We start from the raw sequence: 15,657 nt of genomic DNA on the forward strand, positions 1-15,657 counted from the left end.
CGCAGCGCGGTGCCGAATGCCCTGCACCGCGGCGCGGTGCCGAATGCCCTGCACCGCGGCGCGATGCGGGACCCGGCCGTCCGCGACGCTCACCCCGCGGCGCCGTTTTGCTTGGCCTTCTCCTCGTTGGCCTTCTGCTCGTCGTAGGTCTCGGCGAACGCCGACTTGCCCGACTTGTCGATCCGGACGAAGTACAGCCACTTGCCGTCCGCGGGGTGCGCGGCGGCCTTCATCGCGGTCGCGCCCGGGTTGTCGATCGGCCCCGGCGGCAACCCGGCGTGGGTGTGGGTCGAGTACGGGTTGCTCGTGTCGTGCAGTTCGGCGTACGTCAGCTGGCTGGAGTCCTTGGCACCCTTGCCCTTCAGGTCCAGCCAGTAGTTGGTGGTCGAATCGAACTGGAGCTTCTGCAGCCACGGCTGGTCGGTGTCGCCGAGCCGGTTGTAGACCACCCGGGTCACCTTCGGCATGTCCGAGTTGATCGCCTCGGCCTGCGCCAGCGACGCGACGATCAGCGCCTCGTACGGCGCGATGCCCTTCGGCTTGTCCAGCCCGCTGTCCGCCGCGGCCTTCATGAAGTGCGAGACCATCTCGCTCAGCGCGTCCTTGGCGGTGGTACCCGGGTCGAACAGGTACGTGTCCGGGTAGAGGAAGCCCTCCACCCCCTTCGCCGCCTGCTTGTGGTCGTCGCGGTCGAACCAGCCCTTGTCGATGCCGAGCGCGGCCGGGTCCTTCGCCGCCTTCTGGAAGTCCGACAGCGGCAGCTTGAGTCCCTTCGACAGCCGGCTCAGCGTCGCGTTCACGGTCAGGCCCTCGGGGATGGTGACCTTGGTGGCGATCCGGTTCTTCAGGTCCAGCAGCGCGGTGACCGCCAGTGACGCCTTCATCTGCTTGTGCAGCTTGTACCAGCCGGGCTGGATGGCGGTCGCGTTCGGGTTCTTGTTGGACGCGTCGACGAACGCCTTCGCGCTCTTGACGACGTCCTTCTTGTACAGCGCGTTGGCCATGTCGCTCAGCCCGTCGCCGGTCTTGATCTGCACCTGGACCGAGCCGTGGCCGGAACCGGAGTAGTCGGGCGCGACCAGGAATCCGCGCAGCGCGTGGTAGCCCAGGTAACCGCCGCCACCCAGCACCCCGAGCAGCACCACCACCAGGACCAGCGCGAACAGCGACTTCCCGCGGCCCGACTTTCGTCGCCGGTGCCGGCCGGGGCGCATCGCGGCGTCGCCGTCGTCGTAGCCCAGATCCAGCCCATCAAGCATCCGTCCGCCTCCGGTGCGCATCGAGCCACGACTGCAGGATCTCCACGGCGGCGGCCTGGTCGACCACCGCGCGGCGACGCTTGCCGCGCACGCCACGATCGGACAGCCTACGGGTTGCCACCGCGGTGGACATCCGCTCGTCGGCGAACACGATCGGTACCGGCGCGATGCGGTCGGCCAAGCGCGCCGCGTAGGCCCGTACGTCTCGCGCGGCGTAGCTTTCCTGGCCACTCAGCGTGACCGGCAGGCCGACCACCACCTCCACAGGGTGATACTCCTCGACGAGATCGGCAAGCTCCGCCAGATCTCGCGCGGCGGGAGTGTCGGCGTCCCTACCGCGATCGCGCTGCACGGTGACCACCGGTGAGGCGAGCAGTCCGGACGGATCGCAGCTGGCCACGCCGATCCGGACGGTGCCGACATCCACCGCGAGCCGCACGCCGGGGGCGAACCCGGCACGATCGTCGTTCATCGCCGCACCGCCCCCGATCCGGCCGCCACGGTGCGGCTCGGGCCGGGGGCGGCCGGATGGTTCAGCTCGGTGCCGGGCGGCATCTCAGGCGGGAACCGCCGCGGCGACCAGCTCCCGGATCGAGGCCAGCAGCGCCGGCGCCTGCTCGGCCGGTACGCCGCCGCCCTGGGCGAGGTCGTCGTTGCCGCCGCCGCGGCCGGACAGCGCCGACTTCACCAGATCCTTCGCCGACAGGCCCTGCTCGCGGGCGGCCTTGTTGACGGCCACCACCAGCGACGCCTTGCCGCCGTTCGCGGCGGACACCGCGACCACCCCGGCCCGGCCGGCGGACAACCGGCCACGGATCTCCTGGACCAGGGTGCGCACGTCACCGCTGGACGCGCCGCCGGGTGCCTCGGTGGCGACCAGCGCCACGCCGCGCACGTCCTCGGCGCCCGACGCGAGGCCACCGGCGTTGGCCAGCACCATCTGCGCGCGCAGCTTCTCCAGTTCCTTCTCCGCGTCGCGCAGCTGCGAGATGGTCTGCGCGACCCGGTCGCCGACCTCCTCCGGCTTCGCCCGGAACGTGTCGGCCAGCTGCGAGACCAGCAGGTGCTCGCGGGCCAGGAAGTTGAACGCGTCGATGCCCACCAGCGCCTCGACCCGGCGCACCCCGGCGCCGACCGACGCCTCGTGCAGAATCTTCACCACGCCGAGCTGGCCGGAGCGGGCCGCGTGCGTACCGCCGCACAGCTCGCGGGCGTAGTCACCGACCTCGACGACGCGGACCTCGTCGCCGTACTTCTCGCCGAACAGCGCCATCGCGCCGAGCTTGCGCGCCTCGGCCATCGAGGTGACGAACGCGTGCACCTCCAGGTCGGCCATCAGCACCTCGTTGACCTGCTGCTCGACGTCGTTGAGCACGCTGGCCGGCACCGCGCCGGGGGTGTTGAAGTCGAACCGCAGCCGGCCCGGCGCGTTCAGCGACCCGGCCTGCGTGGCCGACTCGCCGAGGAAGTTGCGGATCGTCTGGTGCACCAGGTGGGTGGCGGTGTGCGAGCGCGAGATCGCCCGGCGGCGCCGGATGTCGATCTCGGCGAAGCCCGCCTCGCCGGTGCGCACCTCGCCGCGCAGCACCTTCGCCCGGTGCACGACCAGCCCCGGCACCGGCTGCTGCACGTCGTACACCTCGACCTCGCCGCCACCGAGCTGGATGCGACCCCAGTCGGCCTGCTGGCCGCCGCCCTCGGCGTAGAACGGGGTGGTGTCGAGCACCAGCTCGACCTCGTCGCCCTCGCCCGCACCGGCCAGCGGCTCACCGCCGGCCAGCACCGCGCGCACCGTCGACTCGCGGGACACCTCCGCGTACCCGGTGAACTCGACGGCGCCGCCGGCGTCCAGCACCGCGCGGTAGGCGGACGTGTCGGCGTGGCCGGTCTTGCGGGCCTGCGCGTCGGCCTTGGCCCGGGTGCGCTGCTCGGTCATCAACCGGCGGAAGCCGTCCTCGTCGACCGACAGCCCCTGCTCGGCGGCGATCTCCAGGGTCAGGTCGATCGGGAAGCCGTACGTGTCGTGCAACTGGAACGCCTGCGCGCCGGACAGGGTGGTGCCACCCGAGGACCTGGTGTCGGCGATCGCGGTGTCCAGGATGGTGGTACCGGACTTCAGCGTCGCGAGAAACGCCTCCTCCTCGCCGTACGCGTACTGCGAGATGCGGTCGAAGTCCGCGGCCAGCTCCGGGTAGGACGGGGCCATGCAGTCGCGCGCCACCGGCAGCAGCTCCGGCATCGCCGGCTGCTCGAAGCCCAGCAGCCGGATCGCCCGCACCGCGCGGCGCAGGATCCGGCGCAGCACGTACCCGCGGCCCTCGTTGGACGGGGTCACCCCGTCGCCGATGAGCATCAGCCCGGTGCGCACGTGGTCGGCGACCACCCGCAGCCGCACGTCGTCGGGGTGCGACTGGGCCGCGATGTGGCTGGTCGACACGCCGTAGCGCTTGCCGGTCAGCTCCGCTGCGCGGTCCAGGATCGGCCACACCTCGTCGATCTCGTACAGGTTGTCGACGCCCTGCAGGTAGGCGGCGACCCGCTCCAGCCCCATCCCGGTGTCGATGTTCTTCGCCGGCAGGCCACCGAGGATCTCGAAGTTCTCCTTGCCGACCCCCGGACCCCGCTCGTACTGCATGAACACCAGGTTCCACAGCTCGACGTAGCGGTCCTCGTCGACGGTCGGGCCGCCCTCGGCGCCGTACTCCGGGCCGCGGTCGACGAAGATCTCCGAGCACGGGCCGCACGGGCCGGGCACGCCCATCGACCAGAAGTTGTCCTTCTTGCCGCGCCGCTGGATGCGCTCCGCCGGCACCCCGGCCACCCGCCGCCAGATCTCGTACGCCTCGTCGTCGTCGACGTAGACGGTCGGCCACAGCTTGTCGCCGTCCAGCCCCAGGCCGCCGTCGGCGACCGAGCCGGTCAGCAGCTCCCAGGCCAGCTTGACGGCGCCTTCCTTGAAGTAGTCGCCGAACGAGAAGTTGCCGTTCATCTGGAAGAACGTGCCGTGCCGCGAGGTCTTGCCGACCTCGTCGATGTCCGGGGTGCGCACGCACTTCTGCACGCTGACCGCGCGCGGGAACGGCGGCGTCACCTGGCCCAGCAGGTACGGCTTGAACTGCACCATGCCGGCGTTGACGAACAGCAGGTTCGGGTCCTCGAACGGCAGCGGCGCGCTCGGCACCACCGTGTGGTCGTTGTTCTCGAAGTGCGCCAGGAACCGACGCTTGATCTCCGCGGTACGCATGGGGTCTCGCCTGCTCGCTTTCGTGTGCGGGTGCTGCCGGGTGTCGGGTCAGTCGTGCGGCCGGGCGCTGCGATCCTGGCCCGCCGCGACGGCGTCGAGGATCTGCTCTTCGCGCTCGGCCATGGAAGCTCGCACGTCGGACACGAACGACCGGACCTCGTCCAGCGCACCCACCGCCGAGGACTGCAGCGACGCGGCGACACCCTGCGGCGAGTACGCCTGCGCGGTCTGACTGATCTTGCGCACGGCGACGACACCGACCGCGACGCCCAACCCCAGCCAGAACAGTCGCCGCATCACACGTCCCTTTCCCCGACTCCCGCACCGACGGCGGACCGCTTGGCCAGCACCCGCCGGAACAACGCGCGGCCGGCCGCCGCCGGGATCGACCCCCGGGCGCTCGACGCCGCGCTGGACCTACGCTGCCTCACCAGCGTGCCACGCCCGGCCCGCCGGGCGGCACCGGACCGGGGCTCGCCGCTGCGCCGGGCCGCGGTGGTCTTGCGCACGCCGTACCCGAAGGCGGCGGCCTTGACCAGCGGGCTGCGGGTGGCGCCGGTGACGATCGTGGACACCTCGGCCACGTTGCCGGACACCTGCGCCAGGTGACCGCTGATCACATCCAACCGGGCCAGCTGCGCGTTCACCCCGTCCAGCGAGGTGTGCACCTGCTCGATCGCGGTGCCCATGCCGTCCAGGGTGCGCTGCGCGTCGGACAGGATCGGGCCGCTGCGGTCGGCCAGCTCGGTCAGCGCCCGGGTGGCCGCGTCCACGGTGCGTCGCAGTTTCAGGATCGGCACCAGCAACGCGCCGACCAGCAGCAGAAACGCCAGCGCCGCGATCAGCGCCGCGAGTTCGGTCCCGGACACCTGTTCCCCCTCGATGCGATTCTCGCCGGACCGGGTCGACCCGGCGGCGTCGCCCCGGCGCCTGCGACGGAACAGACCCTACCGCCCGGCGCCGCCGGTATCGGGACTGGCGTCCGGCGTGGGCGAGTCGGCACCGGCCGCCGTCGCGTCGGGGTCGCGCACCCCGCTCAACGACCCGGCGGCGGGCGGCGTCGCGGCACCGCGCACGATCTGCCGGATCTTCGGCAGCCGGTCGGCCACCGCTCGCTCCGCACCGTGCCGGGACGGCGTGTAGTAGTCGCGGCCGGCGGCCTCGTCCGGCGGGTACTGCTGGGTCACCACCCCGCGCGGATCGTCGTGCGGGTAGCGGTAGCCGGTGCCGTGGCCGAGCCCGCGGGCGCCGGAGTAGTGCGCGTCGCGCAGCGCCCGCGGCACCAGCCCGGTGCGCCCCGCCTGTACGTCGGCGATCGCGGCACCGACCGCGGTGGTCACCGAGTTCGACTTCGGCGCCGTCGCCAGGTGCACCACCGCCTGACCGAGGTTGAGCTTCGCCTCCGGCAGTCCGACCCGGTCCAGCGCCTCCGCCGCGGCCACCGCCACCGGAAGCGCCTGCGGGTCGGCCATCCCGACGTCCTCGCTGGCGAAGATGATCAACCGGCGGGCGATGAACCGCGGGTCCTCCCCCGCCACGATCATCCGTGCGAACCAGTGCAGCGCCGCGTCCACGTCCGACCCGCGCAGGCTCTTGATCAGCGCGGACGAGATGTCGTAGTGCCCGTCGCCGTCCCGGTCGTAGCGCACCGCGGCGGTGTCGACGGCCGCCTCCGCGGTGGCCAGGTCGATCTCGACCGGTTCGGCGGTGTCGGCGCCGGCCGGCTCGACGCCGTCCGGACGGTCGGTGTCGGCACGGTCCGGGTCGTCGTCGCGGCCCGGGGGTGAGCCGTCGAGGTGGTTGGCCAGGGCCGAGCCGGCCGCCGCCTCCAGCGCGGTCAGCGCCTTGCGGGCGTCCCCGCCGGACAGCCGGACCAGGTGGTCCTCCGCGTCCGGGGTGAGCCGCACTCGCCCGGCCAGCCCCCGCTCGTCGACGACCGCCCGGCGCACCAGCTGCCGCACCGAGTCGGACCCCAGCTGCTGCAGGGTCAGCAGCACGCACCGGGACAGCAGAGGCGAGACGACCGAAAAGTACGGGTTCTCGGTGGTGGCGGCGAGCAGCGTGACGGTGCGGTCCTCCACCGCGGCGAGCAGCGAGTCCTGCTGGGTCTTGGTGAAGCGGTGCACCTCGTCGATGAACAGCACGGTCGGGTCGCCACCGCGACGGCGTGCCGCACGGGCGGTCGCGATGACCTCCCGCACCTCCTTGACCCCGGACGACAGCGCCGACAGGGCCACGAACCGCCGGTTGGTCGCCGCCGCCACCAGGTGCGCGATCGTGGTCTTGCCGCTGCCCGGCGGCCCCCACAGGATCACCGACAGCGGCGCGTCGCCCTCGACCAGCCGGCGCAGCGGCGCGCCGGCGGCCCGCAGGTGGTCCTGACCGACCAGCTCGTCGATGTCACGCGGCCGCATCCGCACCGCCAGCGGCGCGTCCGCCGGCGGCGGCTGCGGCTCGGACCCGGCCCGGTCCGGCTGCGCCGGACCGGCCACCGCGTCAAGATCGAAAAGGCCGGCCGATTCCACACGGCGACCCTACCCGGGCCCACCGACAACCCCGAACGAGCGCACGCCCACCCCCGCCGCGCGAGCCGGCCAGCGTCCGGCCTGCCAGCGTGCCGGCCGGTCGGCGGTCCGGCCGGTCAGCGCCGACTGGGGCGGCGGCGACCGGGGCGGCGGGGACCGGGGCGGCGGCGCCGCGGTCAGTCGGCCAGGGCGGCGCGGACGCCGGCCAGCAGTGGGGCGGCCATGCTCAGCTCGGCGACCCCCGCGGTACGCAGCAGCGCCGCGTACTCCGGGTCGCCGGCGAGATCGCCGCACACCGCGACCGGCACCCCGGCCGGGGCGGCCGCCGCGACCAGGCCCGCCACCAGGTCGGGCACCAGCGCCTCGCCCGCCCGGTACACCGCCGCCACCTCGGGCACCGTCCGGTCCGCCGCGGTCAGGTACTGCACCAGGTCGTTGCTGCCGACCGAGACGAAGTCGACGTCCGGCAGGAACGGCGCCGGCCGCAGCGCCGCGGTCGGGATCTCCACCATGATCCCCACCGCCGTGGGCTCCGCGTACGCCGTACCGTCGGCGCGCAGGCTCGCCACCGCCGCCGCGAGCGCCGAGCGGGCCGCGGCCAGCTCGGCCGGCTCGGTCACGAACGGGAACATCAGCTCGATCGGCCGCATCGCCGCCGCCCGCAGCACCGCCCGCAGGTGGGTGGCGAACAGCGCCGGCCGGGCCAGGCACAACCGCAGCCCGCGCTCGCCCAGGAACCCGTGCCGAACCGGGTCCAGCCGCAGCCCCGGTACCGGCTTGTCGCCGCCCAGGTCGACGGTGCGCACCACCACCGGCCCCTCCGGGCACGCCGCGAGCACCGCGGACAGCCACTCCACCTGCTCGTCCTCGTCCGGCAGCGCGGACCGGCCGGTGAACGCGAGCTCGGTCCGCACCAACCCCACCCCGGCGGCACCCGCCGCCACCGCCGCCTCGGCATCGGCCACCGAACCGACGTTCGCCGACAGCCGCAGCTCGCCGCCGTCGGACCGGCGGATCCGGGTGGTCCGCGGCACCGTCCGGGCCGGCGGCGTCGACACCGCGGCCGACTCGTCCGGGGACACCAGCACCTCGCCGGTCCCGCCGTCCACCAGGACCGGGGTGCCGTCCGGTACCGCGTCGAGCGTGTCGCCGGCGGCCACCACCATCGGCACGCCAGCCGCCCGGGCCAGTACCGCGGCGTGCCCGCGCACCCCACCGGCGCGCAGCACGAAGCCGACCACGCCCGCCTCGACCAGTTCCGGCACCAGCGACGGTGCCAGGTCGTCGGCCAGCAGCACCGCACCGGCCGGTACCTCCGGGCGCACCGGGCGGCCGAGCAGCGCGCCCAGCACCCGTTGCCCCACGTCGACCACGTCCACCGCCCGGCCGGCGATCACCGCGTCGCCGCTGGCCGCCAGCTGGTCCGCGGTCCGGCGCACCACCCGCCACCAGGCGCTCGCCGCCGGCACCCCGGTACCGATCAGCTCGTCGGCCGCTCCGGTCAGTTCCGGATCGGCCAGCAGCACCCGGTGCGCCTCGGTGATGTCGCCGCCACCGACCAGCTGGTCACCCGCCTGCCGTAGCGCCGCGGCCAGCCGGCCCCGTTCGGTCGCCGCGCCGGCGAAGGTCTCCGCCGGTGGCTCGATCCCCGCCGCGCCGGGTCGGTGCAGCGGCCCGGACCGGCGGCCCGGAGCCGCACCGACCACGCCCGGCCGGGTCGCGACCGTCTCCGCCGGCACCTGCTCGCCGGTCGCCGACGAGAGCGCCGCCACCACCCGCGGTACCGCGAGCGCCGCGTCCCGGCCGGACCCGGCGACCAGCACCTCGGTACCCACCGGGGCGGCGAGCCGCAGCAGCGCGGACAGGCTCGCCGCGGACGCCACCACGTCACCGGCGGTGACCGTGACCGTGGCGTCCAGCCCGGCCAGCGCCCGCACCACCGCCGCCGACGGTCGCGCGTGCAGCCCGGCCGGGTCGGTCAACACGAGCCGCTCGGTGACCGCCGCCGTGCCGTCGGATTGCGCCGCGGCTGTCGGAGCCGGCGCGCCGTCGGCCGCCGGGCCGCCCGCAGCAGTGGTCCGTGCGGCCGCGGCGACCTGGTCCAGTGCCTGCTCGCCGGCCGCGGCGGCGCCGGCCGCGACCGCGCCCTCCACGAACGAGGCGTCCACCAGCCGGGTCCGGTCGGCGAGCTCCGGTTCGGCGAACTCCAGCGCCAGCTCGGCCGCCATCCGGGCGCTGCCCAGGTCGTACAGGACGACCACGCCGGCGCCCCGGTCGGCCGCGGCCATCGCGTCGGCGACCCGGTCCGCGCTGGTACCCAGGCCACCGTCGACGTCACCGCCGGCCGGCACCACCGGTACCGCCGGCGCCATCTGGCCGACCAGCTCGGCCAGGCCCGTCGCGAGCGCCGCGCTGTGCGAGACGAGGACCAGACCGATCACGCGGCCGCCCAGGCCGCGAAACAGTCGAACAGCAGCCGGCTGGAGACCGCACCGGGATCCCGGTGCCCCTCGCTGCGCTCGCCCAGGTAGCTGGCCCGCCCGCGCCGGGCCTGCCACGGCACCAGCTGCTGCTCGGCGGCGTCGGCCGCGATCGACGCCGCGGCCAGCACCGCCGCCAGTCCGTCGCCGAGCGCGGCGTCGGCGGCGGCGCTCGCCGCGGTCCACACGTCGTACATCGTCTTGTCGCCGGCGGCGCACTTGCCGCGCTCGGCGATGCCGGTGGTGGCGTCGCGCAGTACCGCGGCGAAGCCGGCCGCATCCAGCTCCGGTGCCGCGCCGGCCGCCTTGGCGGCCCGCAGGAACGCCGTGCCGTACAGCGCGCCGGACGCGCCGCCGACGGTACTGACCAGCCGCCGGCCGACCAGGTTGAACACCGCACCGGGAGTGTCCGGCGGGGTGGCGTCGAGGGCCTCGACCGCGGCGCGCATGCCCCGGTCCAGGTTCGTCCCGTGGTCGCCGTCGCCAACCGCCGTGTCGAGGTCGGTCAGCAGGTCGCGGTCGCGCTGCACCGCCTGCTGGAAACCGCGGAACACCGCCGTCACATCCGTCGCGGCAAGCCGTTCGGCCATCGTCACGCCCCCCATCGCAGCGCCGCGGTGTGCACCGGCGCGTCCCATAACTCGGCGAGCTGCTCGTCGAGCACCAGTACCGTCAACGACACGCCGAGCATGTCCAGCGACGTCATGTACGACCCGACCAGGTTGCGGGCCACCCGCAGTCCGCGCCGGTCCAGCTCCCGCACCGCCCGGCGGGCCACGATCGAGCACTCCAGCGGCGTCGCCGAGCCGAGCCCGGTGACGAACAGCAGCACCTCACCGGTCAGTACGCCGGGGTCGAAGTCGGCGCAGATCGCCGCCATCGCCCGGTCCACCAGCGCGTCGACCGGCTCCATCGGCCGGCGCTCGCGCCCGGGCTCGCCGTGGATGCCGACGCCGAACTCGATCTCGTCGTCCGGCAGCTCGAAGCTGCGCCGCCCGGTCGCCGGCACCGTACCGGCCCTCAGCGCGAACCCGAGCGATCGGCTGCGCGCAGCCACCCGGCGGCCCAGCTCGGCGACCTGCGCCAGCGAGTCACCGCGCGCCGCGGCGGCCCCGCAGACCTTCTCCACCAGTACCGTCGCGCCGACGCCGCGCCGCCCGCTGGTGTACGTGGAGTCCTCGACCGCCACGTCGTCGGCGACCAGCACCGTCTCGGTCTCGACGCCATCGGCGGCGAGCAGCTCGGCGGCCATCTCGAAGTTCATCACGTCGCCGGAGTAGTTCTTCACCACCAGCACGGTGCCGGCGCCGGCGTCGACCGCCCGTACCGCGGCCTCGACCTGGTCGGCGGTGGGCGAGGTGAACAGCTCCCCCGGGCAGGCCGCGGACAGCATGCCGGGGCCGACGAACCCGACGTGCATCGGCTCGTGCCCGGAACCGCCACCGGAGACCACCGCGACCCGGTCGGCGACCGGTGCGTCGACCCGCGCCACGTACGTCGGGTCGTGGGCCAGCCGCAGCAGCTCGGGATGGGTCAGCGCCATCCCCTCCAGCGCTTCGGACACCACCGTGTCGGGCGAGTTGTACAGCCTCTTCATCGGCCCACCTGCCTGTCGCCTCATCCGTGGCCGCCCATCATTCCAGCCCCGGACGTCCGGATCGGCGTGTGGTGTCCGCCCCGCCGGCTCGGCCGTGTCGTGCGGCACCGCGCCTACTGCTTCCTAGGTAGCTGGACCGATACTGAAACCCAGGCCACCGGCGCGTCCGCGACGACCCGGCCGGGACCGCACCGGGTGCGGTCAGCCCGCCGCCGGCGGGCCGGAGCGGACCGCCAGCCGCAACGCCGCGTCGCGCAGCCAGACCAGGTGGTGCACCTGCCCGAGCCGACCGGCCAGCCGGGACATCCGCACGATCCGCTGCGTGCGCCGCCGCCGGCTCCGGTCGTACGCGGCCAGCCCGGTCGCCGGGTCCGCCCCGTCGGCGAGGCAGTCCGCGAGCGTCACCGCATCCACGATCGCCTGGCAGCCGCCCTGGCCGAGATCCGGCGTCATGGCATGCGCCGCGTCGCCCAGCAGCACCACGCTGCCCGCCACGTACGACGGCAGCGGTGGGCGCAGGTCGACGATGTCGTGCCGCAGCAGTTCCGCCGGGTCGATGCCGGCGACGATCGTCGGTACCGGCTCGGCCCAGCCGCCGAACAGCCGCCTCAGCTCGGCCAGATCGTCGGCCGGCCGCCAGCCGGCCGGCGCGCGCGAGACCGCGTAGAAGTTGGTCCGGCCGTCGTGCTGCGGGGTGTAGCCGAACTTCGTGCCACTCCCCCACACCTCGGCCCCGGAGGGCAACCGCAGCGGTACCGAGCCGCGCCAGGCGAGCGTGCCGACCGGCCGTGGCGCGTACCGGGGGCCGAACGCCGCGGTGCGCACCGCGCTGTGCACCCCGTCGGCGCCCACCACCAGGTCGTACCGCGCCCGCAGCGCGTCGAGGTCGGTGACCGGGGCGCCCAGCCGTACCGTCCCGGCCGGGAGCGCGTCGAACAGCAGCCGCAGCAGCACCGGGCGGGTGATCAGCCGGACCGGCTCGCCGACTCGGGCGGTCAACGCGTCCATGTCGATCGCGGCGAGGGGCGTCCCGTCCGGCCGCAGCAACGCGCCGGACGGCTGCGGCCGGCCGACGGCCCGGGCGTCCACGCCGATCCGCTCCAGCGCGCGCAGCGCGGTGGGCCAGATGCCCAGGGCCGTGCCGGTGGCGGGCAGCGCCCCGGCCCGCTCGTACCCGGTGACCTGCCAGCCGGCCCGGCGCAGGGCGATCGCCGCGGTCAGCCCTCCGATACCGCCGCCGACGACGGCCGCTGTTCTTTCCATGGCCCGACCGTACTACAGATGTAGTCACCGAGACTACTGCTGTAGTGTCTGGTCGTGGCGACCGACCGGCGACAGCGGATCTGCGATGCGGCGATCGACGTACTCGGCACCGGCGGCTCCCGGCAGCTCACCCACCGGGCCGTGGACGCCGCCGCCGGCCTGCCGCTGGGCTCCACCTCGAACGTGTTCCGCACCCGGGACGCGCTGCTGGCCGGCGTGCTGGACCGGCTGCTGGAGCGCGAGACGGCCGGCTGGCGCCAGCTCACCACCGCGGGCATGCCCCGCGACGTCGACACGTTCGCGGCGCTGCTCGCCGGGCTGATCGAGGAGCTGACCGGGCCGCAGCGGATGCTGTCGCTGGCCCGGCAGGCGATCTTCCACGAGGCCGCCTTCCGGCCCGACCTGCAGCGGCGCATCGACGCCGCCCAACGCGACCTGCTGCACTGGGGCGGGGGTTGGCTCGCGGCACTCGGCTCGACCCGGCCGGAACGCGACCTGCGCGCCCTGCTGGCCCTCATCGACGGTGTCCTGATGCTGCGCCTGGCCAACCCGCACGACGCGCCACCCACGGCACCGATGTTCGCCGCACTGTTGCGCGGCCTGCGCGCCGACGTGTCCTGACGGGGGACACCCGGATGGGCGATCGATACGACCGGGTTGCCCGTTGTGAGGTAAATCATGGCTGTACCTTGGTTACAGCTCAGCAAATTCTTAAACTGTCTCCTTACCGTGCGGCTCGATGAAGGTGAAGCAGAAGATCAACACGGCGCTGGGCCGCACCACCGGTTTCGAACTGGTCCGGGTCCGCGGCCCCCGTCGTCGGCGCCCGGTGATCCGCGGCGAGCGGCTGCTGAAGCAGCCGGTGTTCCTGTTGTCCTCGGTGCGCTCCGGCTCCACCCTGTTACGGGTCATCCTGGACAGCCACTCGCAGCTGTACGCGCCGCACGAGCTGCACCTCGGCGACGTCGAGGCGAAGGCCAAGGGCTGGTTCGCCGAGCACGCGATGAGCGATCTGGGCTTCGACGACAACGAGCTGACCGCGTTGCTGTGGGACCGGCTGCTGGACGAGGCGCTGCGCCGCAGCGGCAAGAAGATCCTGGTCGAGAAGACCCCCAACCAGGTGTTCCGGACCAAGCGGCTGCTCGACATCTGGCCGGACGCGCGCTTCGTGTTCCTGCTGCGCCACCCCGCGTCGATCCTCGCGTCCTGGCGGGAGGCCCGCCCCCAGCTGTCCCGGGAGGAGGGCATCGCCGACATCCTGCGGTACCTGACGTCCCTGCAGGAGGCGCGCGAGCAGCTGACCGGCGTGGACGTGCGGTACGAGGACCTCACCGAACGGCCCGCGGACGAGACGCGCCGGCTGTGCGAGTTCATCGGCGTCGAGTGGGAAGCGTCGATGCTCGAGTACGGCGACAACGGGCACACGAGCTTCCGGCGCGGCCTCGGCGACTGGAGCGAGAAGATCAACTCGGGCCGGCTGCAACCGCCCCGGCCGGTACCCGACGACGTGCCGGACGAGTTCGGCCCGTTCTGTGCCGCCTGGGGGTACACCGCGTCGGCCTGACCGCCGGATGCGCCTCCGCCCCGGATGACCGATGATGGACTCGACATCCGGTCCTCCCGCGGAGGTGGCACGTGACCTGGTACGGCTCGGCAACCCCTGAACCGCCCCGGCCACCGGCCGGCGAGGCTGCCGACACCCGCGGCTACGCCGAGCCGGAGCCGGCCCGGGCACGGCGCGAGGCGACGTTCTCGGCGACCCGGCTGTGGACCGGCGGCGTCGTCACCGCCGTGATCGCCGCGCTGCTCGCGGTCGTCGGGTTCCTGATCGTCGGCAACGTGCTCGGCCAGAGCGTGCTCGGCGTCAAGCCCGGCGGCGACCCGTTCGCCCCGTCGATGGTCGCGTACGCCTTCTCCGGCGCGGTCGCCGCACTGCTCGCCACCGCGGTGATGCACCTGCTGCTGGTCGGCACCCCGCGACCGCTGTTCTACTTCGGCTGGATCGGCGCGCTGTGCACCGCGATCCTGGTCCTGATCCCGCTCGGCGTGCACACCCGCGAGGGCGGCTACCTCACGGTGCTGCCCACCGTGATCATCAACCTGATCGGCGGCATCGCCATCACCGCGATCGTGCGCGGCACCGCCGCCGCCAGTCTGACCAACCGCCGGGGCCTGCCGCCGGTCCGCTGACCGTCCGGGGTCGGTTGTCCGCCAACCGATCCCGGCCACACCGTTCAGGCAAGGAACTCGGGTGCGCCGCGCAGCCTGGTGGTCAACAGCTTCCGGGCGAGGGTCGAGTCCAGCCGGTTGTCCCGCGGGATCACGACGTCGAGCTCGCCCGCGCGTGCCGCGGGCACCAGCGCCGGGTCGAGCCCCTGCCGGCGCGCGATCAGTTCGCCGAGCCGATGGAAGCTGACGGTGTCCGGGCCGGCCACGTTCAGCACGCCCGCATGCTCGCCGGCCGGGGTGCCCGCGGTGGCCAACTCGAGCAGCGCGTCGCTCAGGTCGGCCACGTGGATCGGCGATCGGTACGCGTCGACGAACAGCGCGCCGGGCTGTCCCGCGATCAGCGCCGGCGTCATCCGCTCGTACTTGCTGTCGCCGTCGGTCCCGACGATCAGCGGCACCCGCACGATCGCCGCGTCGGGCGCCACCGCCTTGACGACGGTCTCGGCCGCCGCCTTGCCCGCGCCGTACCGGTAGACCGGGTCCGGGAGCGCCGACTCGTCGTAGGGCGGCTGCCGGCCGGACAGCACAGCGTCACTGGACACGTGCACCAGCCTGGCGCCCACCGCGGCGCTGGCGACCGCGACGGTACCGGTGGCGTCGGCGACCGCGGCCCAGTCGCCGCGGTCCCGGCCGGTGGCGGTGTGCACCACGGCATCGGGCCGGACCCGCTCGAGCAACGCGACGGCGGCCGCCCGATCGACCAGATCGATCCGCTCCACCCGCACGCCGTCGATCGAGCACTCTCCACCATGGACGGTGCCGACGACCGACCAGCCGGCCCGCACCGCCCGCGTGGCCAGGCGGCTGCCCAGGTACCCCGAGACGCCGGTGATCAGCATGGTGCTCGCCATGACGCGCATCGTACGCGGCGGCCGAGCCCGCCGGCCGGCGCGACGTCGCGGCCAGCCGGCGTCGCGGCCAGCCGGCGCGCCGGTCGGCAGGCATGGCGATCCACCGGTGTCGCGCTCGGCCGGCGTCGCAGTCGGTCGGCATGGTGATCCGCCGGTGTCGTGGTCAGTCGGCGTCGCGGTCGTCGGCGTCGCGGTCGTCGGCGTCGCGG

At 74.1% G+C, this 15,657-nt stretch carries 13 protein-coding genes and 2 pseudogenes; 4 read left to right on the forward strand and 11 right to left on the reverse strand.

Features of this window, described 5'->3' with window-relative positions; translation table 11 throughout:
* Positions 1-89: 89 nt before the first annotated feature.
* The 10 genes and pseudogenes from mltG to NUM_RS27800 all read right to left on the reverse strand — a co-directional run bounded on the left by mltG (position 90) and on the right by NUM_RS27800 (position 12,368).
* A complete protein-coding gene (gene mltG, locus NUM_RS27745; RefSeq protein ID WP_207127899.1) occupies positions 90-1,259 on the reverse strand; it encodes an endolytic transglycosylase MltG in 1,170 nt (389 codons plus the stop codon).
* Positions 1,252-1,731, reverse strand: coding sequence for a Holliday junction resolvase RuvX (gene ruvX, locus NUM_RS27750; protein ID WP_207127900.1), 480 nt, complete (start codon positions 1,729-1,731; stop codon positions 1,252-1,254). The genes mltG and ruvX overlap by 8 nt, the downstream gene beginning before the upstream one ends.
* An 84-nt stretch (positions 1,732-1,815) precedes the next feature.
* Complete coding sequence (gene alaS, locus NUM_RS27755) at positions 1,816-4,503, reverse strand: alanine--tRNA ligase (RefSeq protein ID WP_207127901.1); 2,688 nt, start codon at positions 4,501-4,503, stop codon at positions 1,816-1,818.
* 75 nt (positions 4,504-4,578) lie between these two features.
* Positions 4,579-4,800, reverse strand: a pseudogene (locus tag NUM_RS27760) (hypothetical protein); the annotation flags it as partial.
* Positions 4,801-4,919: 119 nt separating this feature from the next.
* Positions 4,920-5,372 (reverse strand): annotated as a pseudogene (locus NUM_RS27765) (DUF948 domain-containing protein); the annotation flags it as partial.
* A 78-nt stretch (positions 5,373-5,450) separates the two neighbouring features.
* A complete protein-coding gene (locus NUM_RS27770; RefSeq protein ID WP_370467073.1) occupies positions 5,451-7,028 on the reverse strand; it encodes a replication-associated recombination protein A in 1,578 nt (525 codons plus the stop codon).
* A gap of 176 nt (positions 7,029-7,204) precedes the next feature.
* Positions 7,205-9,469, reverse strand: coding sequence for a dihydroxyacetone kinase phosphoryl donor subunit DhaM (gene dhaM, locus NUM_RS37430; RefSeq protein WP_263975151.1), 2,265 nt, complete (start codon positions 9,467-9,469; stop codon positions 7,205-7,207).
* On the reverse strand, positions 9,466-10,098 hold the full coding sequence (dhaL, locus tag NUM_RS27790; RefSeq protein ID WP_225918900.1) for a dihydroxyacetone kinase subunit DhaL: 633 nt from the start codon (positions 10,096-10,098) through the stop codon (positions 9,466-9,468). Before dhaL ends, dhaM begins: the two co-directional genes overlap by 4 nt.
* Positions 10,099-10,100: 2 nt before the next feature.
* The gene (gene dhaK / locus NUM_RS27795) at positions 10,101-11,105 is read right to left on the reverse strand and encodes a dihydroxyacetone kinase subunit DhaK (protein ID WP_207127904.1); all 1,005 of its coding nucleotides are present in this window, start codon (positions 11,103-11,105) and stop codon (positions 10,101-10,103) included.
* 201 nt (positions 11,106-11,306) lie between these two features.
* Positions 11,307-12,368, reverse strand: coding sequence for an FAD-dependent monooxygenase (locus NUM_RS27800; protein WP_207127905.1), 1,062 nt, complete (start codon positions 12,366-12,368; stop codon positions 11,307-11,309).
* A gap of 54 nt (positions 12,369-12,422) precedes the next feature.
* Between NUM_RS27800 and NUM_RS27805 the strand changes: the two genes are divergently transcribed.
* The 3 genes from NUM_RS27805 to NUM_RS27815 all read left to right on the forward strand — a co-directional run bounded on the left by NUM_RS27805 (position 12,423) and on the right by NUM_RS27815 (position 14,558).
* Entirely contained in the window at positions 12,423-12,989 is a 567-nt protein-coding gene (locus tag NUM_RS27805) for a TetR/AcrR family transcriptional regulator (RefSeq protein WP_207127906.1), read from the forward strand.
* 118 nt (positions 12,990-13,107) lie between these two features.
* Entirely contained in the window at positions 13,108-13,932 is an 825-nt protein-coding gene (locus NUM_RS27810; RefSeq protein WP_207127907.1) for a sulfotransferase family protein, read from the forward strand.
* Between the two features lie 71 nt (positions 13,933-14,003).
* Positions 14,004-14,558, forward strand: coding sequence for a hypothetical protein (locus NUM_RS27815; RefSeq protein WP_207127908.1), 555 nt, complete (start codon positions 14,004-14,006; stop codon positions 14,556-14,558).
* Positions 14,559-14,602: 44 nt separating this feature from the next.
* Here the strand turns inward: NUM_RS27815 and NUM_RS27820 are convergent, their stop codons facing one another.
* Complete coding sequence (locus NUM_RS27820; RefSeq protein WP_207127909.1) at positions 14,603-15,448, reverse strand: SDR family oxidoreductase; 846 nt, start codon at positions 15,446-15,448, stop codon at positions 14,603-14,605.
* On the opposite strand from NUM_RS27820, the gene NUM_RS27825 reads away from it, so the two are divergent.
* Positions 15,435-15,657, forward strand: a 223-nt coding sequence (locus tag NUM_RS27825; protein ID WP_207127910.1) for a hypothetical protein, incomplete at its 3' end; no start/stop codon positions are given. The two genes, NUM_RS27820 and NUM_RS27825, sit on opposite strands and share 14 nt — an antisense overlap.

The sequence above is a fragment of the Actinocatenispora comari genome, from assembly GCF_017312725.1.
Classification (GTDB): domain Bacteria; phylum Actinomycetota; class Actinomycetes; order Mycobacteriales; family Micromonosporaceae; genus Actinocatenispora; species Actinocatenispora comari.

Excerpts from the sequence above, each read along its gene's own strand:
- mltG (WP_207127899.1), bottom strand. The coding sequence starts at position 1,259 with ATGCTTGATGGGCTGGATCTGGGCTACGACGACGGCGACGCCGCGATG.
- ruvX (WP_207127900.1), bottom strand. The coding sequence starts at position 1,731 with ATGAACGACGATCGTGCCGGGTTCGCCCCCGGCGTGCGGCTCGCGGTG.
- alaS (WP_207127901.1), bottom strand. The coding sequence starts at position 4,503 with ATGCGTACCGCGGAGATCAAGCGTCGGTTCCTGGCGCACTTCGAGAAC.
- dhaL (WP_225918900.1), bottom strand. The coding sequence starts at position 10,098 with ATGGCCGAACGGCTTGCCGCGACGGATGTGACGGCGGTGTTCCGCGGT.
- dhaK (WP_207127904.1), bottom strand. The coding sequence starts at position 11,105 with ATGAAGAGGCTGTACAACTCGCCCGACACGGTGGTGTCCGAAGCGCTG.
- NUM_RS27800 (WP_207127905.1), bottom strand. The coding sequence starts at position 12,368 with ATGGAAAGAACAGCGGCCGTCGTCGGCGGCGGTATCGGAGGGCTGACC.
- NUM_RS27810 (WP_207127907.1), top strand. The coding sequence starts at position 13,108 with ATGAAGGTGAAGCAGAAGATCAACACGGCGCTGGGCCGCACCACCGGT.
- NUM_RS27820 (WP_207127909.1), bottom strand. The coding sequence starts at position 15,448 with ATGGCGAGCACCATGCTGATCACCGGCGTCTCGGGGTACCTGGGCAGC.